We start from the raw sequence: 24,052 nt of genomic DNA, 5'->3' as shown, positions 1-24,052 counted from the left end.
ACCGTGGGGGGAAGTCATGACTGAAATCGAACCGCTCTGGGGTGTGGACGAAGTATCGGCATTCCTCGGCGTTCCGGTCAAAACCCTTTACCAGTGGAAGTGGCAGCGCATCGGGCCGCCCGTGAAGAAGGTGGGGAAGTACCTCCGGTACGTCCCGGCCAAGGTTCGGGCGTGGGCTGACCAAGCGGACGAGAACGCCGCCTGATCTTTCGGCAATTCGATCGACAGGAGAAGACTGTCATGGGGCACATCCAAGACCGCTGGTGGCGGCCGAAGTCGGACGAGTCCGGCAAGCCTGTACTCGACGGCAAGGGTAAGCCGGTACGGGAGAAGACGGAACTCCACGGTGTCGGGATGCGGTACAAGGTCCGCTACATCGACCCGTCCGGGCAGGAACGCAGCAAGAGCTTCCCGGACAGGCAGCGGAGTGCTGCTGATGCTTTCCTGCTCGAAGTCGAGAACCAGAAGCGCACCGGTACGTACCTCGACCCGGAAGCGGGCAAGGTGTCGTTTCAGGTGTACGCGGATTCGTGGCTGAAAGATCAAGCTTTCGACGGCAGTACGCGCAACGCGGTCGAGCGGCGGTTGAAGAAGTTGGTCTATCCGTATCTGGGCGGCAAGGAGATCGGCTCGATTTTGCCGACTCACATCCGTAGTTGGCTGCGTGCGTTGCAGCAGAAGAAGTTGGCCGGTGGAACGCGGGCTGTCGTGTTCGTGCATGTCTCGGCAATCTTCAACGCCGCTATTGACGACAAGATGATCGCCGAGAACCCGTGCAAGGCCAAGAGCGTCACCCGACCACAGCCGGACAAGCGGAAGATCGTCCCGTGGTCGGCGGGCAAGCTGGCGGCCGTCCGGCTCGCGTTGACAGCCAAGTACAAGATCATCGTTCCGCTGGCGGCCGGTTGCGGGCTGCGTCAGGGCGAAGTCTTCGGGCTCTCGATGGACGACGTCGACCGTGACGAGAAGGTGTTGCACGTTGTTCGGCAAGTGCGCGTCGTGGACAACGTGCAGGTGTTCGCGCCTCCGAAGGGTGGCAAGGAGCGGGACGTGCCGCTGCCGGACAGCGTCCTGCGGGACCTTGACGCCTACGTGGAGGAGTTCCCGCCGGTCGACGTCACCTTGCCGTGGAAGGAACCGGACGGGGAGCCGGAGACGGTCTCGCTGATCTTGGTCAACAAGGACGGCAACCCGATCCGGCGGGATGGGTTCAACCAGTACGTGTGGACGCCTGCGCTCGAACGGGCGAAGGTCACGCGGGTGCCGCAACAGGACGGGATGCACGCGCTGCGGCACTTCTACGCCTCGGTGCTCCTGGACGCGGGGGAGTCGATCAGGGCGCTCGCAGAGTGGTTGGGCCACTCCGACCCGGCCTTCACGATGCGCGTCTACACGCACCTGCTGCCGTCCAGCAGTGATCGCACCCGAAAGGCGGTCGATCGTGTGCTTGCGGGCGGCGCGGACGAGGCAGAGCATGATCGGCAGACCGACGACGCGGACGGTTCCGCAGACGGCCTGTAGACGGCCTGAGCGGGGGATGGGGTGCAAAGTGGCTGGTCAGTTCGCTGCCTACCAGAACGAGATCTACCTCCAGGGCCTGGCGGGCACCGTGCCGCCGTTCACCACGGACCCCGAAGCGCTGGAGGCGTCCGCCCGCGAACGGCTCGGGCCCGGGCCGTTCTGGTACGTGGCGGGTGCGGCCGGTGGTGGGGCGACGGCCCGGGCCAACCGGCAGGCGTTCGACGACTGGCGGATCGTGCCGCGGATGCTCACCGACGCCACCCGGCGGCACCTCGGGACGTCGTTGCTCGGCACCGACCTGCCCGCGCCGGTGCTGCTCGCGCCGGTCGGCGTCCAGTCGATCCTGCACCCCGACGGCGAGCTGGCGACCGCCCGCGCCGCCGCCGAGCTCGGCGTGCCGTTCGTGCTGTCCACCGCCTCCTCGCACACGATCGAGGAGGTCGCCGAGGCCGCCGGCGACGCCGCCCGCTGGTTCCAGCTCTACTGGCCGAACGACCCGGACGTGGCCGCCAGCATCCTCGACCGCGCCCGCCGGGCCGGTTACCGCGTCCTCGTCGTCACCCTCGACACCTGGACCCTGGCCTGGCGACCGCACGACCTGGACCAGTCCTACCTGCCGTTCCTGCGCGGCGTCGGGACGGCGATCCCGTTCTCCGACCCGGCGTTCCGGGCCGGGCTCGCCGCGTCGCCCGAGGACGACCTGCCGATGGCGATCCTGCGCTGGGTGCAGCTGTTCACCGGCACCGACAAGTCGTGGGACCAGCTGTCGTTCCTGCGCGAGCACTGGGACGGCCCGATCGTGCTCAAGGGCATCCAGCACGTGGACGACGCGCGCAAGGCCGTCGACGCCGGTGTGCAGGGCATCGTCGTGTCCAACCACGGCGGGCGGCAGGTGGACGGCGCGGTCGGGTCGCTGGAGGTGCTGCCGGAGATCGCCGACGCGGTCGGCGAGCAGGTCGAGGTGCTGTTCGACTCCGGCATCCGCAGCGGTGCGGACGTCGTCAAGGCCCTCGCGCTCGGTGCGAAGGCCGTGCTCGTCGGCCGCCCGTTCGCCTACGGCCTGGCGCACGGCGGGCAGGTCGGCGTCCGGCACGTGCTGCGCGGCCTGCTCGCCGACTTCGACCTCACCCTCGGCCTGTCCGGGCACCGCAGCCCGGCCGAGCTCAACCGCGAGGCGCTGCGTCGGCGCTGAGCTGCCGCACCCTGTTCTGCACCGCGGCGAAGTCGGCCGGCTGCACGGTGATCCACGGCGTGCCGTCGCCGCCGGTCGTCTTCGCCGACAGGTAGCGCCCGGTGGCCGTGTCGAAGTACGTCAACGGCGCGGCGCACCGCTGCTTGCGCCCGTACCGGTCACGCCGCGCGGCGTACACCTGGCCGCCGCCGGTGCGCGGCTCGGCCAGCAGCTTGCGCAGTTGCTGAACCTCGGCCGAGTGCGCCCCGGTCGGCCTGCTGGCCTGCAGGAACGACCCGCCTTCCTGGTCCGGCCGGGGCTGCCGCGGCTTGTCGTGCACCGCGTCCGCGGGCAGCGAGATCACGCCGCCGCGCCCCGGCCTCGCCTCCGGCAGCGCCGACACCAGCGACTGCACCGCGTCCTCGGCCCGGACCGGCTCCAGCACGAAGTGCCCGTCACCCCGCAGCACGACGCGCAGCGCGTCGTCACCGGACCGCGCCACCAGGGCGGTGCGCGTGCCGCCGTCGCCCTCGTTGAAGAACGCGTAGTACTCGGCGCCCGCCTCGGCGATCAGGCGCAACGACCGGCTCAGGTCGGCGTGCACCTGCCTGCCGCGGGCCAGGCCGAGCCGTTCCAGCTCGGCCCACCCGCGGCGGGCCAGGTCGGCCAGCCCCGTGAGGTCGCCCTCGGCCAGCCGGTCCTCGTCGAAGTCGACCTGGGTCAGCAGCGCGTTGTGCAGCGCCGGCAGACCCTCGGCCTGCCAGGCGTTGTAGAGCGCGACGGCCGGGACCGCCACCCTGGTGCGCAGCACTTTGCCCCCTGTTCCAGCTGCTCGCGGCTACTCGCCGATGACGGGCGGGGCCACCATCGTGCCGTCGCCGAAGATGTCCTCGGTCTCCTGCAGGTACGACGCGGCCTTGTGCTCCTTGTCCTCGTCGCCCTGGCCACCGCCGGCGCCGGCCCCCATGCCGCCCATGCCGGCCGCTCCGGGACCGCCCCGACCACCGGCCGAGCCACCGGGCCCGAACCCGCCCGCGCCACCGGCTCCACCGGGGCCGAACCCGCCACCGCGACCTTCACCGTGCCCCATCGCGCCGGACATGCCGCCGGGCCCGAACCCGCCGGCGCCACCGCCCATGCCGGGGATGCGCCCGGCGCCCATGCCCCCGGCGCCACCACCGCCGCTGCCGCCACCACGACCGCCGCCGCCGGACCCGCCGGGACCACCGCCACCGGGCAGGTGCGGCGCACCGGGCGTGCCGGGAGGCCGGTTGCGCGGGTTGTTGGGGTTGCGGGGGTCGTTCGGGTTGCGCGGGTCGTACGGCAGCCTGGGGTCGTAGGGCAACCGCGGGTCGTACGGCTGGCGCGGGTCGTTCGGCAGCGGGGGCGGCCGGTAGCCGATGTCGGGCGGCGGCCTGGTGGGGTCGGGCTGCACCCAGGAGGGCCGGGTCGTGTTCTCGTTGCCCGTGGTGTTGGGGAGCGTGATCCCCGGATCGGTCCACGAGGGCTTCGTCGTCCCCGTGCCGTTCGTGCCGCCCGTGTCGTCGCCGGTGCCCTTGCGGTTGTTGTTGCTCTCCTGCTCGCCGGTCCCGGAGGGGTCGACCTTGTCGACCTTCCCGCCGTCGGTGTTCTCGACGTCCGCGCCCAGCTCGTCGGGCGACTGGAACGTCGGCATCGCGGCGCCGGCCGAGTTCGCCGTGCTGCCGTACGCGCCGAGGACCGACATGTTGTGGGAGTTGACTTCCTGGCTCTTCTCGACCGCGTCGTCGTAGTCGGTGTCCCACGGCAGCGCGTCGTTGTACCAGGGCTTGTCCGGCACGTCGACGGGCTTCTGCAACGAGTCCTTCGCCTCGCGGAACGCCCGGCTGATCTCAGCCGTGTTCTCGCCCGCGGTCACGGCGCTGCTGCTCGCGGTGTCGGACCAGCTGGCCAGCGGGGTGGTGGAGGAGCGCGCCTGGTCACCGGCCGCACCCTCCCAGGCGGCGCCGGAGGCCCGGACCGCCTGGTTGATCATGTCGCTGACCTCGGCCTGTCCCTCGGAGATGGTGCGCCACGTCTCCTGACCGGAGTCCGTAGTCTGCTCCGGTCCCTTGCCGTCGTGGAACCAGCCGTAGATCTTGTCGGCGCCGAAACCCATCTGGAGGAGCGCGAAGCCCCCCAGGTCCATGTCCACCTCGCCGGCCATGCCCCCTACCCCTTCAGGTTCGCGACGATCGTCTCCGCGACGGCGCCCGAGATGGAGCACGGGTTGGTGTACTCCGGCAGCGTCTCGTCGTTCACGTGGGTCTGGACCATGAAGCCCTCGCCCTTCGCCACGCCGACAGCGGTCGAGCAGGCGCCGCTCTTCGCGTCGGTGGCGTCGCTGTTGACCGCGGGGTAGCCGGCCACCTCGGTCGGTTCGAACACCCCGCCGGAGCTGCCGCGGTTCTCGTAGAAGCCCTCCAGCCCCTTGGACTTCTCCAGGATCACCACGCTGAAGCTGGTGCCGTCCACGCGGTCGTCCGGTCGCCACTGGCAGGCGGGCCCGGCGGGATCGGTGCGCTGCGTGCCGGGCTTGGTCACGCCCCGGGCCGACAGCTGGTCGGCCTGCAGCAGCTCGCACGGGCCGGCGAACCTGGACAGGTCCAGTTCGGGGCCGGTGATCGCGGGCACGTCGCTCGCCTCGGACGGCTGGGTGGTGGTGCTGTCGGAAGCGGTGGTGCTCGTGCTGCCGGTAGGCGTCGCGTCGCCGTCGCTCTTGGTGGTGCACCCCGCCGCCACGAGCGCGGCCGCGGAGAGGACTACCAGCACTGCTCGCCTCACGCCTGATTCCCTTCGCGCTTGAAGGCGTCCTCGGATTCCCGGTCCTGGTTCTTGTAGGTCTCCAGGGCGGCTTCGATGTTCTTGATGGTGTTGTCCAGGGCTTTGTAAGCCTCTTGGTTCGCCCATCCATAACCGCCCGCTTCGGTTCCCCCCGCGCGGTGGATCGCAAGGGTGGCGAATCCGCTGTACGGGTCCTTGCCGGGTGACGAGATACCGGTGAGCTGGTGCGACTGGTCGTACAGCTCCTGCAGCCTGTCCCGGGCGTCGAGCAGGCCGTCGATCAACTTCTGCGCTTGCTCCGGGTCGACGCTGAACCTCGTCCGAGTCGCCACCAAGCCGGCCCCCGCTGGTCCGGCCGCCACGGTGTCGGCCACGAATCCGATCTTCTTGGCGCCCCCGCCGCCTCCGGCGTCCAACATCGTCCTGCTCCCCTCCCGCTGAACTGCCCGAAGTGATGATGGCACAGGGCCCGGGCCACGACGGGGGTATCGGGGCGGTTGCTCCTGCCGGGGGACGCACGTCCGATTCGTTCAAGACCGGAGGACCCGTTCGGCCTACCGTCGGGGGCATGATCGAAGCAGCACGCAACTTTCTGTGGCACAACGCGCGGGTCCTGGAGCAGCGGCGGTTCCTGCACCTCTTCGACGGCGGGCCGGGGGAGCCCGTGGTCGTGGCCGTTCTCGCCCACCGGAATGACGACGGCGGGTTCGGGCACGCGTTGGAGCCCGACGGGCGGGGGCCGACGAGTCAGCCGTTGCACACGTTCACCGCGTTGTCCTTGTTCCGGGAAGTGGGCAATAACGACCACGTGGACAAAGCGTGCGACTTCCTCACCACCATCACGAACGCGGACGGGGGTGTGCCGAATTGCCTCGAAACCGCGCGCGACCACCCGCGCGCGCCGTGGTGGCAGGTGTCGGGCGACAGCGACCTGCTGATGACGGCACTGCTCGCGAGCGTCCTGCACGACACGGGGGTCGAGCACCCCTGGCTGGACCGCGCCACGGAGTTCTGCTGGCGGCGCATCGCGGACCTCGGCAAGACCCACCCCTACGAGGCCAACGCCTGCGCGCGCTTCCTCGACCACGTCCCCGACCGGCCGAGGGCGGAGCGGGAGGCGGAGCGGTTGGGCGCGCTGGTGCGCGAGCAGGGCCTGGTCGACGTCGGCGGCGGGCAGGCGCCCGAGGGGTACGCGGCGGGGGAGACGCACAAGCCGCACCACTACGCGCCGACGCCGGACAGCCTGGCCCGGCGGTGGTTCGGCGACGACGAGGTGGACGCCGACCTGGACGCGCTGGCCGCCGGGCAGCAGGACGACGGCGGCTGGACGTTCCCGTGGCCCGCGTGGACCCCCGTGACGACCTACGAGTGGCGGCCGGTCGTCACGATCGAGGCGTTGCTGGCGCTGCGCGCCTACGGCCGGATCAGCTGACCCAGCGGCACGCCGGCCAGCTCGCGCACCTCGCGCGACAGGTGCGCCTGGTCCGCGTACCCGGCGCGGTGGGCGACGTCGGCGAACGGGACGCCCCGCCACGCCAGCTTGACCGCCCGGTCGAACCGCAGCACCCGGTGCAGCACCTTGGGCCCGTAGCCGAACGCGGCCAGGCTGCGCCGGTGCAGCTGCCGGTCGCTCAGGCCGAGGGCGGACGCCAGCTCGCGCACGCTGGTCGACGTCACGGCCGACGTGATCGCGCCGACCAGGGGATCGGGCGGACTGGCCCGCAGCCGAGCCAGGGCGGCCGACGCGAGCACCGCGCCCGGGTCGTCGGCCGTGCCCAGCGCGTCCTCCAGGCCGCCCAGCGGACCCCACAGCTCTGCCAGCGGGACGCGCAGGTCGCGCAGCTCGACCGCGGGCACGCCGAACGCCGAGGGCCCCACGCCGGGACCGAACCGCACGCCGAACACCGTCCCCAACCCCGGTGACGACACGTGCCCGACCGTGTCCGGACCGGCCACGAACACCTCGCCGGTGGCCGTCGAGCAGATGATGTCGGTGCACCCGTCCGGCACGACCAGGCCGGGACCGGTCGACGTCGCCGTCCGGCTCCACACGCAGGCCAGACCGGGGAACGGGCGTTCCGCGTACACGCGTCGATGGTAGTGGCGGGCCGCGCAGGAGGAGGCATGCGCGGCCCGCCACGAGCCTCAGGTGCCGAACCTGACCCAGTTCACGCTCACGTACGGCGAGGGCTGGCCGCTGGTGAACGTGATGTAGACGTCGTGCGTGCCGGTGACGCCGGAGATGTTCGCGGGCACCGTGCGCCAGCTCTGCCAGCCGCCGGTGCTGCCGACGGCGAAGCTGCCGATCGGCGTCGCGGTCGGACTGCCGAGCCGCACCTCGACCAACCCGCTCACCCCGCCGGACGCGCCGGACGCGACCCGTGCGACGAACTGCGTCGCGGTGCGCGAGCCGAACCGGACGCCGGAGAACCGCAGCGAGTTGCCGTTGCGCAGCTGCGCGACCGCCTGACCGCCCTCGGCGCCCTCGATCGTGCCGCCGGACCGGGACGTGGCCTGCTCGGCCTGCATGTCGCTGAACGCGTCCCACCCGCTGCCGCCCGGCGGGTTGGTGGTCGTGGTGGTGGTCGGCTGGGTGCCGCCGCCCGCGGACCACACCGCGACGTAGTCGACCACCATCGAGTGCCCGGACTGGGTGGCCGCGGTGGGCGTGCCGAAGCCCGCGACGCCGTTGGGGAACGCGCCGCCCATGGCCAGGTTCAGCAGCAGGAAGTAGCCCGCGTGGCTGGTCATGTTGTTCCACGTGGTGGCGTCCATCTGGTTCTGGGTGACGCTGTGGAACTGCTGCCCGTCCACGTACCAGCGCAGCGCCTTGGGCGAGGAGCTGTCGTCCCACTCGAACCGGTAGGTGTGGAACGCCGACTGGCACGACGAGCCGGGGCACGCCCGGCTCGCGCCGAGGCCGTTCGTCTCGTTGCACGGCCCGCCGGGGTTCACGCCGCAGTGCAGCACGCCCCACACGGAGTTGATGCCGTTGACGTTCTCCATGACGTCGAACTCGCCGATGGCGGGCCAGTTCCAGTAGTTGCCGCGGTAGGGCGAGCCGAGGGCCCAGAACGCGGGCCAGTAGCCGAGCGCGGCCTGGCCGGTCACGTTGGGCATCTGGATGCGGCCCTCGATGGCGAGCTTGCCGCCCGCGGGGGGCTTGAAGTTGCCGCGCTGGGTCTCGATGCGGGCCGACGTCCAGTTGCCCGCACCGTCGCGCAGGGCGGTGATGCGCAGGTTGCCCGAGCCGTCGAGCTTGATGTTGTTCGTGCTGTTGGTGTAGTTCTGGATCTCGCCGGTGCCCCAGTTGCCCGGTCCGCCGGGATAGCCGTGGCCGAGGTCGAAGATCCAGTTCGAGGACGACGGCAGGGTGTTGGCGGCGCCGTTGAAGTCGTCGCTCCACTGCAGCGTCCAGCCCGGCGGGGTGGACGGCACCGAGGCGTTGGCCGACATCGTGGCGAGGACCGCGAGCGGCACGGCGGTGATCAGGGCGGCGGCGGTCGCGATGACCCGTCGTCGTCGGCTCCGGCTGAGCTCCATGAGCGGTGACCTCCTTGTCACTGTCCTGAGCGTTCGGCACGACAACAAATTGCCTTGGAGACCATGAGAGCGCTCTCACACTGATCGTTCAAGCGCCCGAACGGTCCAAAAGGGCCTACTTCGCGTCGGCGTAGGAGTCCACGGCCACCGCCTTGAGCGGGAACCGGACCGGCGTCGCGCCGAACACCAGCCGGGACGCCTCCGCGCCCGCCGCCGTCACCTCCGCGCACACCACGTCCGCCAGGTCGCTCGGGCAGTGCACCAGCACCTCGTCGTGCTGGAAGAACACCAGGTGGGCGCCGCGCGCCGACTGGTGCAGCCGCCGCCGCAGCACGCCGAGCAGCGCCGCCGTCCAGTCCGCCGCGCTGGCCTGCACCACGAAGTTGCGGGTGAACCGGCCCCAGTCCCGGGCCGCCCGCCGTGACTGGCGCACCGCGTCCTCGCCGTCGTCGGCGCTGCCGGTCGTGGCGCGCCAGGCGTCCGACGGCGGCGGGCTCGTGCGGCCCAGGCGCGAGCGGACCACCCGGCCCTGCTCGCCCGCCAGCGCGGCGGCCTCCACGTACCCGACGGCCTCGGGGAACCGCCTTCGCAGCACCGCCATCGCCGGACCGGCGTTGCCGCCCGTGCCGCCGTACATCGCGGACAGCATCGCGAGCTTGGCCTTGTCCCGGTCGCCCGCGAACGCCTCCGCGGCCAACGTCGTGTACAGGTCGTCGTCCGAGGACACCTCGGTGAACCGGTGGTCGTTGGACAGCGCCGCCAGCACCCGCGGCTCCAGCTGCGCCGCGTCCGCCGCCACCAGCTTCCAGCCGGGATCGGCCCGCACCGCCGTGCGCAGCGCGCGCGGGATCTGCAGCGCCGCGCCGCCCCGCGTCGCCCACCGCCCGGACACCACGCCGCCCACCACGTAGTCCGGCCGGAAGCGGCCGCCCGCCACCCAGGCGTCCAGCCACGTCCAGCCGTGCGCCACCCACAGCCGGGCCAGCTCCTTGTACTCCAGCAGCGGCGCGACCGCCGGGTGGTCGACCTTCTTGAGCACCCAGGCGCGGGCCGACGGCACGTCGATCCCCTCCCGGGCGAACGCGCGCACGATGCCGGGCGGGTGGTCCGGGTTGACCTGCCTGCCGCCGAACGCCGCCGTGATCCGGTCGGCCAGCTCGGCCAGCCTGGCCGGCCGCACACCGTTGGCCGGCCGCGGGCCGAGCGCGTCGACCAGCAGCTCCTCGTGCACGTCCGCCCGCCAGGGCAGGCCGAAGTGGGTCATCTCGGCGGCGGCCAGCGCGCTGGCCGACTCGGCCGCGAACAGCAGCCGCAACCCGTCGGCGTGCGGGAGCGCGCCGGCCCGCCGCTGCTGATCGGCGTGCACCGCGACCACCGCGTCCAGCGGGTCGGCGCCGCCGGGCAGCGGCTGCTGCTCGGGCTCGAACAGGGTCGGCTGGGTGTCGCGCTTGCGCGGGCCCTGGTCGTCGGGCACGGGCAGCCCGCGCAGCCGGGCGACCGCCGCGCCCAGGCCGCGCGGCTCGCCGTGCCGACCCTGGTAGGCCAGCAGCAGGTACTCCGCGTGCGCCAGGTCGTGCGACCGCTCCACCCGGACGCCGCGGGCCAGCAGGCCGGGGTAGACCTCCGCCGTCTCCGCCCAGAGCCACCGGGGTCTGTGCCGGTCTTCGAGCTCGGCCACCGCCGCCGCCAGGTCGGCCGTGCGCACCACCGGTCCTTCGGGCGCCCCGGAGTCGGAGAGCACGCGCAACCGACCCGCGTTCCCGCCGTCCGGCGCCAGAGCTGTGAGCACGCCTCCGATTGTGCGCGGTGACCCCGACAATCCCGGGTTCGGGACCGGGGGGTGGCGGTCACTCGATCGTGGAGCGGGGGTGCGGGTGAGGATGTGCCGGTGGAAAGCACCCCGTCGCCCGGTGAGCTGCTGGACCCGCGGCAGGAGGTGGTGCCGCTGCTCGGGCGGGAGGACGAGCTGGCCGCCCTGGCGCGGTGGCGGGACGGTGACGGGATGCACTCCGTGCTGCTCCTGCACGGTCCGGCGGGCGTCGGCAAGACCCGGCTGGCCGAGCACTTCGCCGCCGGGACGGCGGTCCGGGTGGTGGACGACGCCGACCTGCTGCCGTGGGCGGACCTGCACCACCTGTTGCAGCAGCCGGTGCACGCCGCCGACGGCCGGACCCGGTTCCTGCTGGTCGCCCGCACGGCGGGCTGGTGGTGGTCGGCGACCAGGCAACGCGCCGCCGACCTGGACCACACCGCCGCCGACCTCGCCATCACGGCCCGCCCGGCGGAGCACGAGGACCCCTTCGCCGCCGCCTGCGCCCACTTCGCCACCGCCCTGGGCCGCCCGTACCCCACCGCCCCTGCGCCCACCTTCACCCCCGCCGCCACATTCGCCGCCGCCACCGCAACCGCCACCGCAACCGCCGCCGCCACTGCGACCGCCGACACCGACACCGCCGACACCGCCACCACTGCGACCGCTGCCGATCCCGCGACCGCTGCCACCGCTGCTCCCACCACCGCGACCGCTGCCACCGACGCCGACACCGACACTGCGACCGCCGCCGCGCTCGACACCGCCGCCGCACCGACCGCCGCCACACTCACCGGCACCGCTGCACCGACCGCCACCACAACCGCACCCGCCGCGCTGGCCGAGCCCGCCGCGCCACCCGCCGCCACGTGGCACGACCTGCACCTGGCCGCCGTCGCCGCCGTGCACGGCTCGCCCGCCGACGACCCGGTCGAACTGGTGCGCTGGCTGATCAACGTCGACCCGAACCCGCCCACCCGCGGCCGGCTCGCGGAGGACGTCCTGGCGGTCACGCTGCTGGACGAGCGCATCGCCCCTGAGCACACCCCCGACGCCCTGGAGACCCTGCTCCGCGCCGCCGAGCGCTGGCCGCACGCCCGCCGCCGCGCCGAAGAGCTGTTCACCGCCCACCCGGAACTGGCGAACACCGCCACCAGCGCCACCCTGCGAGCCCTGGTCGAATCACCCGGACCGGCGAAGGCCGTCGCCCGCCACGTCTTCGACGACCCGCGCTTCCACGGCGACCCGCTGCCCGCCGTGCTCACCCGGACCCTCCTCGACGACCGCGCCCGCGCCGGCGCCGGGAAGCTGGAGCTGGCCGAGCTGCACGGCGTCCTGAGCGCCCGCGCCGCCCTCGCCGCGCTCCGCGAAGAAGCCCTGGCCGCGGCCCGCCACGAGGTCGCCCTGTACCGGGAGCTGGCCGAGGAGGACCCCGCCGACCACCGCCCGGCCCTCGCCGACGCGCTGGGCGACCTGAGCCTGCGGCACATCGCGGTGAACCGGCCCGAGGACGCCCTGGCCGCGGCCGAGGAGGCCGTGGCGCTGTGCCGGGTCATCGCCGCCGAGGACGACGACTGCACCGCCCAGCTCGCCGGGGCGCTCGACCAGCTCAGCCTGCGCTACGCCGCGCTGGGCCGCTGCGACGACGCGACGATCGCGGTCGGCGAGGCGTCCGGGCTGTACCGCGACCTGGCCGCGGCGCACCCGGCGTGGTTCCGGGTCGAGCAGGCGAAGGTCACCCACCACCACGCGGTGCGGCTGTTCGAGGCCGGTCGCGGCCACGAGGCGGCCTACGTGTCGCGGCTCGCCGTCGAGCAGTGGCGCGAGGTGGCCGAGTCCGACCCGCGCTACCAGGCCGAGTTCGCCCGCACGCTCGGTTCGATCGCCGCCCTGCTGGCCGCGCGCAACCGGCGGGACGAGGCGCTGGTGGTGCTGCGCGAGTCGGTCGAGGCGCTGCGCAGGCTGGCCCGCGCCAACCCGCGCGACTTCGAGCCGGAACTGGCGTCCGCGCTGGGTGCGCAGAGCGCGGTGCTGCGCGCGCTGGACCGCCCCGCCGACGCGGTGCGCGCGTCCGAGGAGGCGGTGCTGGTGTGCCGCCGGGCCGCCCGGGACGGCGACCCGACCGCGGTGGCGCAGCTGGCGGGGGCGCTCGGCGACCTGGTCGGCGCGCTGACCGGCCCGGAGTGCCTGGCCGTGGCCGAGGAGGCGGTGGAGCTGCTGCGCCCGCTGGCGGCCCGCTCGCCGGCCGACCACCGGGCGCCCTTCGCCATCGCGCAGGCCAGGCTGGTCCGACCGCTGCTCGCCGCCGGCCGCGAGTACGAGGCGCGCCGGGTCGTGGACGAGGTGCTGTCGGTGTGCCCGGAGCTGCCGCACCGGCTGCTGGTGGTGCACGGCGCCGGGCTCGCGGCGGCGTTGGGCGACCTGGCCGACGACCTGGCCGAGCACGACCACCGCCGGCTCGCGCTGCGGCCCGCCGGTCAGGTCGCCGGGATCTGGCGGGACCTGCTCGGCCGCGACCGGTCCGCGTCGACCGGGTACGCCGTGGCCGTGCACCGGACCGCCGTGCTGACCCGCGGCCGGGAGGCGTTGGACCGGGCCCGGCACGCCGTGCTGGTGTGGCACCTGACCCGGACGCCCGACGAGCTGGCCGACGACCCGCGCTACGCCGACGCGTTGTTGTTGTGCGCGCGCCTGTGCGCCGAATCGGGTCGGCACGTGGAGCACGCGCTGTCGCTGGCGCACCGCGCCGTGGTGGTGCTGCACGACTCGGGGGCCGCGCCGGACCTGGTCACGCGCGCGGCGGAGGCCGTGGACGCGGTGGTCCGGGCGCACGCCGACCCGGAGGCGGCGCGCGCCCGGATGCGCACGATGACGGTCAGCCCGTGGTGACCAGCGAGCGCAGGAAGAACGCCACGTTCGCCGGTCGCTCGGCCAGCCGCCGCATGAAGTAGCCGTACCACTCGTCGCCGTAGGGCACGTAGACCCGCATCCGGTTGCCCGATGCGGCGATGCGGCGCTGCTCGTCGGGCCGGATGCCGTACAGCATCTGGTACTCGTAGCTGCTCGGCGAGCGGTCCTTGGCCAGCTCGCCCGCGATGGCGATCAGCCGCGGGTCGTGCGAGGCGACCATCGGGTAGCCCTCGCCCGCCATCAGCACCTTCAGGCACCGCACGTACGACAGGTCGACGTCGGACTTGTCCTGGAACGCCACCGAGTCGGGCTCCTTGTAAGCGCCCTTGCACAGGCGGACCCGGGACCCGGCGTGCGCCAGGTCCCGGCAGTCCTGCTCGGTCCGCTTCAGGTACGCCTGGAGCACCGCGCCCACCCACGGGAAGTCCACCCGCAGCTCGCGCAGGATGCCCAGGGTCGAGTCGGTGGTGGTGTGGTCCTCCATGTCCAGGGTGACCGTGGTGCCGACCGCGCCCGCCGCCGAGCAGATCCGGCGGGCGTTCTCCAGCGCGATCTTCTCGCCGTCCTCGGGCAGGAACTGCCCGACCGCGGACAGCTTGACCGACACCTCGGCCCGCTCGGTGTGCCCGGCGAGTTCGAGCCGGCGCAGCAGGTCCAGGTACGCCTCGACGGTGGCGGTGGCCTGCGCCGCGTCCCGGGTGTCCTCGCCGAGGTGGTCCAGCGTGACGTACCGGCCGTCGGCCAGCACCTCGCCGGTGGTGGCGACGGCCGCGTCCACGTCGTCGCCGGAGATGAAGCGCTTGACCACCGGCCGGGTCAGCGGCGTGCGTTCGACCAGCCCGCGGACGGCGCCGGAGCGGGCGGCGGCGAGCAGCGTGGAGCGGAGCATGATCACCCCTGGTGCGGGTAGCGGTAGGAGGTCGGAGCCGCGAACGTCTCCTTGATCGAACGGGGGCTGACCCAGCGCAGCAGGTTGTGCACCGAGCCCGCCTTGTCGTTCGTGCCCGACGCCCGGCCGCCGCCGAACGGCTGCTGCCCGACGACCGCGCCGGTCGGCTTGTCGTTGACGTAGAAGTTGCCCGCGGCGAACCGCAGCTCCCGCTGGGCGTGCGCGATGGCGGCCCGGTCCTGCGCGATGATCGCGCCGGTCAGGGCGTACGGCGCGGCGTTCTCCATCTGCCGCAGCACGGTGTCGTAGTCGGCGTCGTCGTACACGTGCACCGCGAGCACCGGGCCGAAGTACTCGGTGGTGAACACCTCGTGCCCGGGGTTGGCGCCCAGCAGCACGGTCGGCCGCACGAAGAAGCCCTCGGAGTCGTCCGCGGTGCCGCCCGCGACGACCTCCAGCTGGTCGTCCGCCCGCGCGGCCTCCAGCACGCCGTTCAGCTTGTCGAACGAGCGCCGGTCGATCACCGCGCCCATGAAGTGCGACAGGTCCGTGACGTCGCCCACGGTCAACGACTCGACGTCGGCCAGGAAGTCGTCCTTCATCCGGTTCCACACCGAGCGCGGGACGTACGCGCGGGACGCGGCCGAGCACTTCTGGCCCTGGTACTCGAACGCGCCGCGGACCAGCGCGGTGCGCAGCACGTCCACGTCGGCGGACGGGTGGGCGAGCACGAAGTCCTTGCCGCCGGTCTCGCCGACGATCCGCGGGTAGGACCGGTAGCCCGCGATGTTCGCGCCGACCTGGCCCCACAGGTGCTGGAACGTCCGGGTCGAGCCGGTGAAGTGGATGCCCGCGAGGTCGGGGTCGCTCAGCGCGACCTCGGACACGGCCAGGCCGTCACCGGGCAGCAGGTTGATCACACCCGGCGGCATCCCGGCCTCTTCGAGCAGCCGCATGGTCAGGTGCGCGGCGAAGCTCTGCGTCGGCGACGGCTTCCACAGCACCACGTTGCCCATCAGGGCGGGCGCGGTGGGCAGGTTGCCCGCGATGGCGGTGAAGTTGAACGGGGTGATCGCGTAGACGAAGCCCTCCAGCGGGCGGTGGTCCGTGCGGTTCCACACGCCGGGGGAGGACTGCGGCTGCTCGGCCAGCAGCTGCCTGCCGAACGAGACGTTGAACCGCCAGAAGTCGATCAGCTCGCAGGCGGCGTCGATCTCGGCCTGCACGGCGGTCTTGGACTGGCCGAGCATGGTGGCCGCGTTGAGCGTGGCCCGCCACTTCGTGGCCAGCAGGTCGGCGGCGCGCAGCAGGATCGCGGCGCGGTCGTCGTAGGACATGGCGCGCCACGCGGGCGCGGCCTGCTTCGCCGCCTCGATGGCGTCACGCGCGTCCTGCTGCGTGGCGCCGTGGAGGGTGCCCAGCACGGCGCGGTGGTTGTGCGGCTGCACGACGTCGAAGCGCTCGCCGCCGCCGACCCGCTGCTCACCGCCGATGGTGAGGGTCAGCTCGGTGGGCTCCTTGGCCAGCTCGGCCAGCTTCGCCTGCAGCTGCGCGCGCTCCGGGGTGCCGGGTGCGTAGCCGAGGACGGGCTCGTTCACCGGTGCGGGGACCGCGGTCACGGCATCCACAAGCAGCTCCTTCGCCACAAAGTTCAGGGGTGTCCCAACGGTAGGACTTCCAACCATGCGTCCCGTTGTGCGCGCGTCTAGGCTTGGCCGCCCGTCGTTGTGGAACTGGACAAGAAGATGAGCCTGCGGCAGGTCCTGATCGCGCTCGGCGATCCGCTGGTCGAGGTGCAGGTCGCGCCGCACGGGCTGGAGGCCGACGTCCTGGACGTGGTCATCCTCGACCCGGAGGACCCGCCCGACGTGCGGCCCGGCGACCTCGCGCTGGTCGTCGGCGCCCGCGGGCGGGCGGCGGCGCCGCTGGTCAGGGCCGCCGGCGCCGGGGGAGCGGCGGCGGTGGCGGTCAAGGTCGACGCGCCCTCGCCCGCGTTGCGGCAGGCGGCGGCGGACGCGGGCGTGGCCCTCCTGGCGGTGCGGCCCGAGGTCCGCTGGGACCACCTCGAAGCGCTGGCCAGGGGCGTCGTGCAGAACGCCAGGCTGATCGCCGACGCGGGCGCGGGCGAGGTGCTCGGCGACCTGTTCGGCCTGGCCCAGACCATCGCCTCGCTGACCGGCGGCATCGTCAGCATCGAGGACACCGCCAGCCGCGTGCTGGCCTACTCGCGCTCCAGCGACGAGGTGGACGAGCTGCGCCGGCTGTCCATCCTCGGCAGGCAGGGGCCCGAGCCGTACCTGAAGATGCTCCGCGAGTGGGGCGTCTACCAGCGGTTGCGCTCCGGCGAGGAGGTCGTCCGGATCGAGGAGCGCCCCGAGCTGGGCATCCGCCGCCGGATCGCGGTCGGCATCCACGCGGGCGCGCAGCCGCTCGGCACGATCTGGGTGCAGGAGGGCGGCACGCCGCTGACCGAGCGGGCCGAACGCGCGCTGCTCGGCGCGGCCCGGGTCACCGCCCTGCACCTGGTGCAGCAGCGCGAGCCCGCCGCCGCGTTCCGGGAGAACCTGCTCGCGTCCCTGCTCGACGGCCGGATGGACGCCGGGGCGATCGCCGAGCAGATCGGCGCCGACCCGGACAAGCCCGCCGCCGTCGTGGTCTTCGCCCTGCGCGGCCAGGAGCACGCCGACCGCACCCAGCACGAGCTGCGCCGCGCCGAGATGACCAGCCTGATCTCGGTGCACGCCGCCGCGTACCGGCGCAGCGCGCTCGTCAGCCGGCAGAACGGGCGCACCTACGCGCTGCTGACCGACCTGCCCGCGAAGGCGCCGCTGCTGACGTTGACCAGGGAGATCGTGGCCGCCGCGCGCAAGCACACGGGCCTGCGGGTGCAGGGCGCGATCGGCTCGACCGTGCCCACGGTGGACGAGGTGATGATCTCCCGCGCCGAGGCCGACCGGGTGCTCGACGCGATGTCGCGCGACCTGGACGCCGACGTGGCCACCCTCGAAGACGTCCGGTCCCGCGTGCTGATCAGCGAAACGCTCGCCCTGCTGGTCGAGCACCCCCGCATCCGCGATCCGCGGCTCGCCCGGCTCGACGGGGAACTGGCCCGTTCACTTTTGGTCTACCTGGACGAATTCGGCGATGTGAAGAGCGCGGCCGCGAAGTTGCACGTCCACCCGAACACCCTCCGGTACCGCGTCCGACGTGCGGCGGAGGTGGGCGGGTTCGATCTCGACGACCCGCTGCTCCGGCTGTTCGCGCAGTTGCAACTCAGGCTGAGCTGAACCGACGCCGCCGCGCGCCGTACCCTCCGGGGGTGAGCACCCAAGCCCGCGGCAGCGACTTCGCTGAATTGTCCAGGCTGGTCAAGCAGCAGGGTCTGCTGGACCGGCGCACCGGTTTCTACATCACCTTCCTGGTCGGCGTGGTCGCCGCGTTCGCCCTCACCGTGGTGGCGATGGCGCTGATCGGCGACTCGTGGTGGCAGCTCGTGCCCGCCGCCGTGCTCGCCGTCGTCTACACCCAGATCGCGTTCCTCGGCCACGACGCCGGCCACCGGCAGGTGTTCGCCGACAACAAGCTGAACCAGGCCATGGGCTTCGTGCTGGGCAACCTGCTCGTCGGCGTCGGCTACGGCTGGTGGATGAGCAAGCACAGCAAGCACCACGCCAACCCGAACCACGAGGACGAGGACCCGGACGTCGACATCGCCGTCCTCGCGTTCAGCGCCGAGCAGGCCGCCCGCAAGCGCGGCTTCTTCCGCTGGATCGTCAAGCGCCAGGCGTTCCTGTTCTTCCCGCTGCTGCTGCTCGAAGGCTTCAGCCTGCACGTCATCAGCACCGCCGCCGCGGCCCGCCGCGAGGTCAAGAGCTGGCGGCTGGAGCTGGCGATGCTGGCCGTGCACGCCGTGGTCTACCTGGGCGGTGTGTTCCTGCTGATGTCCCCCGGCAAGGCGATCGCGTTCATCGCGGTGCACCAGGGGCTGTTCGGCGTCTACATGGGCATCTCGTTCGCGCCCAACCACAAGGGCATGCCGGTGCTCCAGGCCGGCCACCAGCTCGACTTCCTCCGCAAGCAGGTCCTGACCTCCCGCAACGTCACCGGCGGCTGGTTCACCGACTTCCTGCTCGGCGGCCTGAACTACCAGATCGAGCACCACCTGTTCCCGAGCATGCCGCGACCGCACCTGCGCCGGGCGCAGGCGCTGGTCCGCGACTTCTGCCAGCGGCACTCGGTGTCCTACGCCGAGTGCGGCCTGTTCACGTCGTACGGGTTCGTGCTGAAGTACCTGCACGAGGCGGGAGCTGAACTGCGCGGTACAGGAAAGCTCGCTCCAGCAGCGTCCAGCTAGTCGTCGTCACCAGGTAGACACCGGCCGCCAGCGGCAGCACCGCGGCGATCAGCACGGTGCCGAACGGCAGGAGCCGCAGCAGCCCCGCGAACGGCGGCTGCGGCCCGCCGCTCCTGGCAGCCACCGCCGCCTGCCACCGGGACGTCGCGAACGCGATCCCGGCGAGCACGGCGAACAGCGCCAGGAACACCGGCGTGTGGCGCCACTCGCCGAACCAGTGCGCACCCAGCGGCACGCCGAGCAGCGTGCCGTCCAGCAGCGGGTTCGGGGTGGTGACCAGCCGGTACATCACCATGAAGAACGGCGCCTGCACGAGCGCGGGCAGGCAGCCGGCGAGCATGGACGTGCCGTTGGACCGGTACAGCTCCAGGGTCTTCTCCTGGAGCTTGACCCGGTCCTTGCCGTACTTCTCGGACAGTTCGCGCACTTCGGGCGCCAAGGCGGCACGGGCCTTCTCGCCGCGCACGGCGGCGCGGCTGAGCGGGTGGACGAGCAGGCGGACGACGGCGGTGAAGGCGACGATGGCCAGTGCGGGCGTGGCGAACGCGGCCAGGGCTGAGCCCAGGGCGTGGAACAAGGGGTGAACTCCGTCCTCAGAGCAAGGGGAACTGCGGGCCTCAGGAGCTGAGGCCGAGTCCCGGTGCTCGAGGACGGGGGCGACCCGCCGCGTCGGGGTCGCGCAACCGCAGGAACGCGGCGCGCAGCGACTTCTCGCGGATCGACAGCGACCGCACCCACGCGGGCGCGGCCTGCACCACCGGCGCGGTGGTGAGCAGCAGCACGACCAGGGCCGCGGCCGTCACGGCGGCCAGCAGCTCGGCGGGCGTGCCGAGGAGGGTGAGGGCGTAGAGCGCGGGCAGGCACAGCGCCGGCAGCACCTGCAGCCTGGCCATCCCCGCACCTCCCCCGGTCCTGCTCCACTATCCCACGAGCGCGGGCCGTGCGGGGTGGTCGTAGCGCACCGTCACATCGGCCCGCGGCTCGTACTCGGCGTACGCGGGCAGCGTCCAGCGCCACTCGTCGGGCATCTGCCGGGCCAACGCGCCCTCGGACAGCCACAGGTGCACGGTCAGCTCCGACGGCAGCCACTTGTCCAGCAGCACCGTGCCGTCCAGCAGCAGCACGCCGCCCGCGCCGAGCGTCGTGTAGCCGGCCCGGTGCGCCCGGTCCGTCGCGGCGTTCCACAGCGCCGGCAGCACCCGTCCCGACCCGCCGGGGTCGAGCGGTTCCAGCACCTCGCGGACCAGCCCGCCGACGTCCAGCCACGAGTCGCGGAACGAGTCCGGGTCTTCGCGGCCGTGCTCCAGCCGGACCGACGCGGGCCGCAGGAAGTCGTCGGCCGACACGCGCAGCACCGGGCGCCCCAACGCGCGCAGCGGCTCCACCAGGGCGTCCGCCAGCTCGCCGGGCCTGGTCGGCCGGGCGCCGTCGAGCAGCACCCGGGCCCACGTGGCGCGCGGCAACGCGTCGACGCGCCCGACCAGCTCGTCGACCAGGGCTTGCGGGGAGAGCGGGACGACCTTCACGGCAGCGGGTGGTCCAGCCAGCCGTGCGGCAGCACCGGCGCCGGCCAGGCCGGGTCCGGCTCCCACCGCCCCCACGCCGGGTCCCACCACGTGTCGCCGCTGGTCAGCATCGCCCCGACCGCCTCGGCGGTGCGCCGGATCGACTCGGCCTCGGCGGCGTCGTACTTGCCGTCGGCGACCATCTGCTCGAACTCGTCGCGGTCCAGCTCCCGCCAGTCGCCGTCGACCGGCGCCCAGAAGTCGATCGCGTGGTCGAGCGTGTCGAAGCCGAACGCCGTGCGCCGGAACGGCTCCTGGAGGTTCAGGTAGAAGCCCGCGAACCGGCGCTGCTCGCCCTGCCAGTACAGGTCGACCGAGTAGGCGTCGCCGGGGCGGTGCAGCTGGAGCTTGCCGATGCCGTTCCAGCGGGTGCGGCCCAGCTCCTGCCAGTGGTGGGTGCGCGGGTGCGGGTGGAAGCCGAACTCGGTGCCCGGCGCGGTGTACACGACCAGCAGGTCCGGGCCGTCGCGCACCACCCGGGTCGGCGTCACCGCCCACGGCGCGCCGTGCAGCACCTCGCGGCGCAGCGCCACGTCACCCGGCCGGAAGTACCCCATGTCGATCAGGCTAGTTCGTGCCGCCGCGGCCCTCGCGCCGCCGGACCAGGTCGAGCCGTCAGACCAAGTCGAGCCGTCAGACCAGGGCGCGTCGCAGCCGGGCGGAGGCCACCCCGCGGCGCGGGTCGGTGCGCGGCAGCAGGCGCACCAGCCGCTCCAGCACCGCCACGTCCTCCGCCACGAGCGCGAACGCCCACAGCGCCTCCGCGTCGCCCCGGTCGAGCAGGCCCCGGCGCAGCGCCGCCACCAGGTCCTCCCGCTCGTCGCGCACCACCGGCGCGTCGGACCGGGGCAGCAGCTCGCCCCGGTACGCCGCCGCGGCCGTCGTGACGTCGCCGGCGCGCAGCGCGTCGCGCACCGCCAGGAAGTCGCCGCGGACGTCGGCCGACAGCCGGTACGGCCTGGTCAGCAGCACCCCGCCGAGCCGGTCGCGCAACCGGTGCAGCTCGGCCCGCACGGTGGTCGGGTTGCCGCGCTCGCCGTACAGCCGCAGCGCCAGCTGCTCGGCGGTCAGCCCGCGCGGGTGCAGCGCCAGCGCCGTCAGCAGCTCGGCGTGCCGCAGCGACAGCGCCAGCGGCCGGCCGTCCAGGGAGCCGGTCGGCTCGCCCAGGAACCGCAGCGACAGCACGGGTCTTCGGTTGCCCGGTCGTGGCACCCGGAGCAGGTACCCCTCGTCCAACGGCTCCAGGAGCGCTTCCCGGCCGTCGGGCAACCGCACCCGGTCGGCCGTCACGTCTACCCGCGCGACCGGGAGGTCCGGCACGGCGGTCAGCACCCGGCCGCTCGGGCCGAGCAGCGCGCCCGGCTCGCCGCGCAGGCCGACCAGGTGCCGCAGGTTCACCGCCCGCAACCGCTCGTCGCGGGCCGCCAGCCGCACCTGCGCCTGGCTCTCGGCCAACCGCGCGGCGGCCGACACCAGCGCCGCCATCGCCGGGTGCGTGCTGCTCAACGGCCCGCTGACGTCCACCACGCCGATCGTGCGGCCGGTGTCGGGGTCGCGCACGGGGCTCGCCGAGCACGTCCACCCGTGGTAGGTCCGCACCAGGTGCTCGGCGGAGTGCACGGTCACCGGCGCGCCGACCGCCAGCGCGGTGCCCATCGCGTTCGTGCCCGCCGAGGACTCGGCCCAGCACGCGCCCTCGGTCAGCCGCACCCGTTCGGCCAGGCCGCGCACGGACGTCGAGCCCTCGCACCACAGGACGTTGCCGTCCGCGTCGGTGACGATCATGACGTGCTGCGCCTCGTCGGCGATGCCGAGCAGCGTCTCGCGCAGCACCGGCAGCACCGCCGCGAGCGGGTGCGCCCCGCGCAGGTCGGCGACCTCGTCCGGGTCGAGCACCACCGGCGCCTCGTGCCGCTCGGGGTCGACCCGCGCGGCCAGCGACCGCCGCCACGAGTCCACGATCAGCTGCCGCGCACCACGAGCCCGATCCCCGCCCAGCACCACGTCGCGCACGTGCGCGAGCCGTCCCGGGTCCGGTTGCATGGCGCCTCCCGGACCCAGGATGAACCGCTCCGGCCGCTCGCGGCAAGCCGATCGCTGGTCCGTTCGGGTGCAACGCGACTGCAACGTTGCGCTGCCCACGCTGCTCCGGCGATCAACGCGAGGAGGCGGGGCATGGCCAGACACGTGGCGCCGGGCGAGCCGGGCAGCACCGTGTCGTACCGGGACCGGTACGACCACTTCATCGGCGGCGAGTACGCGCCACCGGCCGGCGGCGGCTACTTCGCCGACCGGACCCCGGTCACCGGCGAGGTGTTCACCGAGGTGGCCAGGGGCTCCGCCGAGGACGTGGAACGGGCGCTGGACGCCGCGCACGGCGCCGCGCGGAGGTGGGGTCGCACGTCCGCGGCCGAACGGGCGACCGTGCTGAACGAGGTCGCCGACCGCCTGGAGGACCACCTCGACGGCCTCGCCGTGGCCGAGACGTGGGACACCGGCGCGCCGATCCGCGAGACGCTGGCCGACCTGCCCTCGGTGGTCGACTGCTTCCGCTACTTCGCGGGCGTGATCCTGGCCAGGGAGGGCGGTGTCGCGCGGCTCGGCGACGACCTGGTCGCCTACCACTTCCCGGAACCGCTCGGCGTGGTCGACCGGCCGATCCCGTGGGACTTCCCGCTGCTCACGGCCGCGGTGAACCTCGCGCCCGCGCTGGCCGCCGGCAACACCGCGGTGCTGCGGCCCGCCGAGCAGGCCCCCGCGTCGATCCACGTGCTGGTCGGCCTGGTCGCCGACCTGCTGCCGCCGGGCGTGCTCAACGTGGTCAACGGCGTGGCGGCGGGCGGGCCGCCGAGCGGCCGGGGCGCCGACATCTTCTTCGCCGACGTGGCCGCGCACAGCGACGCGTTCTACGAGCGGGCGCTGGCGGGCTTCCGCACGTTCGCCCTGGACCGGGCGCTGGTGCAGAGCCCGATCCACGACCGGTTCCTGGCCGACGCCACCGCGCGGGCCGAGGCGGCCGGGCTGGGCCACCCGCTGGACACCGGGACCACCGTCGGCGCGCTGATCGACCACGACCGGCTCGACCGGACCCTGTCGCTGCTCGACGTCGCCCGGCGGGACGGCGCCCGGGTCGTCTGCGGCGGCGAGCGCGCGGACCTCGGCGGCGGGCTGTCCGGCGGGTGCTACCTCACGCCGACGATCGTCGTCGGCGAGTCCCGCGTGGCCCCGGCCGAACTCGTCGGCCCGGTCGTGTCGGTGACCTCGTTCGACCACTTCGACGACGCGGTGAAGGAGCTGGGCGGCACCGCGAGCGGCGTCGGCGTGTGGTCCAGGGAGGCGGGCGTCGGCTTCGGCGCGGGCCGCCGGGTGCAGGCGCGCCGGGTGCGGGTGAACACGTTCCGGTCCGGTTCCGGCGCGGACCGCCGCTCCCTGCTCGACCAGTACCAGCGGACGAAGACGATCCTGGTCGAGCAGGGCTTCTGAGCGG

General features: G+C 73.4%; 22 protein-coding genes. 8 read left to right on the top strand and 14 right to left on the bottom strand.

Going from position 1 to position 24,052, the window contains the following annotated elements; genetic code table 11:
- Positions 1-16: 16 nt before the first annotated feature.
- The 3 genes from AB0F89_RS00925 to AB0F89_RS00915 are packed head-to-tail and all read left to right on the top strand — an operon-like array spanning position 17 to position 2,713.
- Complete coding sequence (locus AB0F89_RS00925; protein ID WP_360789187.1) at positions 17-205, top strand: helix-turn-helix domain-containing protein; 189 nt, start codon at positions 17-19, stop codon at positions 203-205.
- 35 nt (positions 206-240) lie between these two features.
- On the top strand, positions 241-1,521 hold the full coding sequence (locus tag AB0F89_RS00920; RefSeq protein ID WP_367131577.1) for a tyrosine-type recombinase/integrase: 1,281 nt from the start codon (positions 241-243) through the stop codon (positions 1,519-1,521).
- Positions 1,522-1,549: 28 nt separating this feature from the next.
- On the top strand, positions 1,550-2,713 hold the full coding sequence (locus tag AB0F89_RS00915) for a lactate 2-monooxygenase (RefSeq protein ID WP_367131575.1): 1,164 nt from the start codon (positions 1,550-1,552) through the stop codon (positions 2,711-2,713).
- Here the strand turns inward: AB0F89_RS00915 and AB0F89_RS00910 are convergent.
- Genes AB0F89_RS00910 through AB0F89_RS00895 form a run of 4 tightly spaced genes read right to left on the bottom strand, consistent with a single transcriptional unit; the run spans position 2,685 to position 5,913 of the window.
- Complete coding sequence (locus AB0F89_RS00910; protein WP_367131573.1) at positions 2,685-3,503, bottom strand: ESX secretion-associated protein EspG; 819 nt, start codon at positions 3,501-3,503, stop codon at positions 2,685-2,687. The genes AB0F89_RS00915 and AB0F89_RS00910 overlap by 29 nt on opposite strands.
- 27 nt (positions 3,504-3,530) lie before the next feature.
- Positions 3,531-4,877, bottom strand: coding sequence for a hypothetical protein (locus tag AB0F89_RS00905; RefSeq protein ID WP_367131571.1), 1,347 nt, complete (start codon positions 4,875-4,877; stop codon positions 3,531-3,533).
- 5 nt (positions 4,878-4,882) lie between these two features.
- The gene (locus AB0F89_RS00900) at positions 4,883-5,494 is read right to left on the bottom strand and encodes a DUF3558 domain-containing protein (RefSeq protein ID WP_367131569.1); all 612 of its coding nucleotides are present in this window, start codon (positions 5,492-5,494) and stop codon (positions 4,883-4,885) included.
- Positions 5,491-5,913 carry a hypothetical protein gene (locus AB0F89_RS00895; protein ID WP_367131567.1) on the bottom strand — a complete coding sequence of 141 codons (423 nt, stop codon included), beginning with the start codon at positions 5,911-5,913 and terminating at the stop codon, positions 5,491-5,493. Before AB0F89_RS00895 ends, AB0F89_RS00900 begins: the two co-directional genes overlap by 4 nt.
- 149 nt (positions 5,914-6,062) lie before the next feature.
- Here AB0F89_RS00895 and AB0F89_RS00890 point away from each other — a divergent pair, with 149 nt between their 5' ends.
- Positions 6,063-6,926, top strand: a complete 864-nt coding sequence (locus tag AB0F89_RS00890) for a hypothetical protein (protein WP_367131565.1) — start codon at positions 6,063-6,065, stop codon at positions 6,924-6,926.
- Here the strand turns inward: AB0F89_RS00890 and AB0F89_RS00885 are convergent.
- From AB0F89_RS00885 to AB0F89_RS00875, 3 genes are all read right to left on the bottom strand, one after another.
- Positions 6,908-7,582, bottom strand: coding sequence for a helix-turn-helix domain-containing protein (locus AB0F89_RS00885; RefSeq protein ID WP_367131563.1), 675 nt, complete (start codon positions 7,580-7,582; stop codon positions 6,908-6,910). The genes AB0F89_RS00890 and AB0F89_RS00885 overlap by 19 nt on opposite strands.
- 57 nt (positions 7,583-7,639) lie before the next feature.
- Positions 7,640-9,037, bottom strand: coding sequence for a carbohydrate-binding protein (locus AB0F89_RS00880; RefSeq protein WP_367131561.1), 1,398 nt, complete (start codon positions 9,035-9,037; stop codon positions 7,640-7,642).
- Between the two features lie 115 nt (positions 9,038-9,152).
- Positions 9,153-10,826, bottom strand: a complete 1,674-nt coding sequence (locus AB0F89_RS00875) for a bifunctional 3'-5' exonuclease/DNA polymerase (protein WP_367131560.1) — start codon at positions 10,824-10,826, stop codon at positions 9,153-9,155.
- A gap of 99 nt (positions 10,827-10,925) precedes the next feature.
- Here AB0F89_RS00875 and AB0F89_RS00870 point away from each other — a divergent pair, with 99 nt between their 5' ends.
- The gene (locus AB0F89_RS00870) at positions 10,926-13,736 is read left to right on the top strand and encodes a hypothetical protein (RefSeq protein ID WP_367131559.1); all 2,811 of its coding nucleotides are present in this window, start codon (positions 10,926-10,928) and stop codon (positions 13,734-13,736) included.
- On the opposite strand, the gene AB0F89_RS00865 is transcribed toward AB0F89_RS00870, so the two are convergent.
- A complete protein-coding gene (locus AB0F89_RS00865; protein ID WP_367131558.1) occupies positions 13,723-14,646 on the bottom strand; it encodes a proline dehydrogenase family protein in 924 nt (307 codons plus the stop codon). The genes AB0F89_RS00870 and AB0F89_RS00865 overlap by 14 nt on opposite strands.
- Before the next feature lie 2 nt (positions 14,647-14,648).
- Complete coding sequence (gene pruA / locus AB0F89_RS00860; protein ID WP_367131557.1) at positions 14,649-16,274, bottom strand: L-glutamate gamma-semialdehyde dehydrogenase; 1,626 nt, start codon at positions 16,272-16,274, stop codon at positions 14,649-14,651.
- A 117-nt stretch (positions 16,275-16,391) separates the two neighbouring features.
- Here pruA and AB0F89_RS00855 point away from each other — a divergent pair, with 117 nt between their 5' ends.
- Positions 16,392-17,933: a PucR family transcriptional regulator gene (locus AB0F89_RS00855; protein WP_367131555.1), complete on the top strand. Its 1,542-nt coding sequence runs from the start codon at positions 16,392-16,394 to the stop codon at positions 17,931-17,933.
- Positions 17,934-17,965: 32 nt separating this feature from the next.
- Positions 17,966-19,000, top strand: coding sequence for a fatty acid desaturase (locus AB0F89_RS00850; protein ID WP_367131553.1), 1,035 nt, complete (start codon positions 17,966-17,968; stop codon positions 18,998-19,000).
- Here the strand turns inward: AB0F89_RS00850 and AB0F89_RS00845 are convergent.
- From AB0F89_RS00845 to AB0F89_RS00825, 5 genes are all read right to left on the bottom strand, one after another.
- Positions 18,909-19,577 carry a YidC/Oxa1 family membrane protein insertase gene (locus AB0F89_RS00845; protein ID WP_367131551.1) on the bottom strand — a complete coding sequence of 223 codons (669 nt, stop codon included), beginning with the start codon at positions 19,575-19,577 and terminating at the stop codon, positions 18,909-18,911. The two genes, AB0F89_RS00850 and AB0F89_RS00845, sit on opposite strands and share 92 nt — an antisense overlap.
- Before the next feature lie 40 nt (positions 19,578-19,617).
- The gene (locus AB0F89_RS00840) at positions 19,618-19,893 is read right to left on the bottom strand and encodes a DUF6412 domain-containing protein (protein ID WP_367131549.1); all 276 of its coding nucleotides are present in this window, start codon (positions 19,891-19,893) and stop codon (positions 19,618-19,620) included.
- A 27-nt stretch (positions 19,894-19,920) separates the two neighbouring features.
- Positions 19,921-20,526 carry a uridine kinase gene (locus AB0F89_RS00835; RefSeq protein WP_367131547.1) on the bottom strand — a complete coding sequence of 202 codons (606 nt, stop codon included), beginning with the start codon at positions 20,524-20,526 and terminating at the stop codon, positions 19,921-19,923.
- The gene (locus tag AB0F89_RS00830) at positions 20,523-21,122 is read right to left on the bottom strand and encodes a DUF402 domain-containing protein (protein WP_367131545.1); all 600 of its coding nucleotides are present in this window, start codon (positions 21,120-21,122) and stop codon (positions 20,523-20,525) included. The genes AB0F89_RS00835 and AB0F89_RS00830 overlap by 4 nt, the downstream gene beginning before the upstream one ends.
- 76 nt (positions 21,123-21,198) lie before the next feature.
- Complete coding sequence (locus tag AB0F89_RS00825; RefSeq protein WP_367131543.1) at positions 21,199-22,608, bottom strand: GAF domain-containing protein; 1,410 nt, start codon at positions 22,606-22,608, stop codon at positions 21,199-21,201.
- A gap of 132 nt (positions 22,609-22,740) precedes the next feature.
- Here AB0F89_RS00825 and AB0F89_RS00820 point away from each other — a divergent pair, with 132 nt between their 5' ends.
- The gene (locus AB0F89_RS00820; RefSeq protein WP_367131542.1) at positions 22,741-24,048 is read left to right on the top strand and encodes an aldehyde dehydrogenase family protein; all 1,308 of its coding nucleotides are present in this window, start codon (positions 22,741-22,743) and stop codon (positions 24,046-24,048) included.
- Positions 24,049-24,052: the final 4 nt, after the last annotated feature.

Source organism: Saccharothrix sp. HUAS TT1, assembly GCF_040744945.1.
Lineage (GTDB): Bacteria > Actinomycetota > Actinomycetes > Mycobacteriales > Pseudonocardiaceae > Actinosynnema.
The sequence above is the reverse complement of the archived record's forward strand: the minus strand, read 5'-3'. Positions and strand labels throughout refer to the sequence as shown.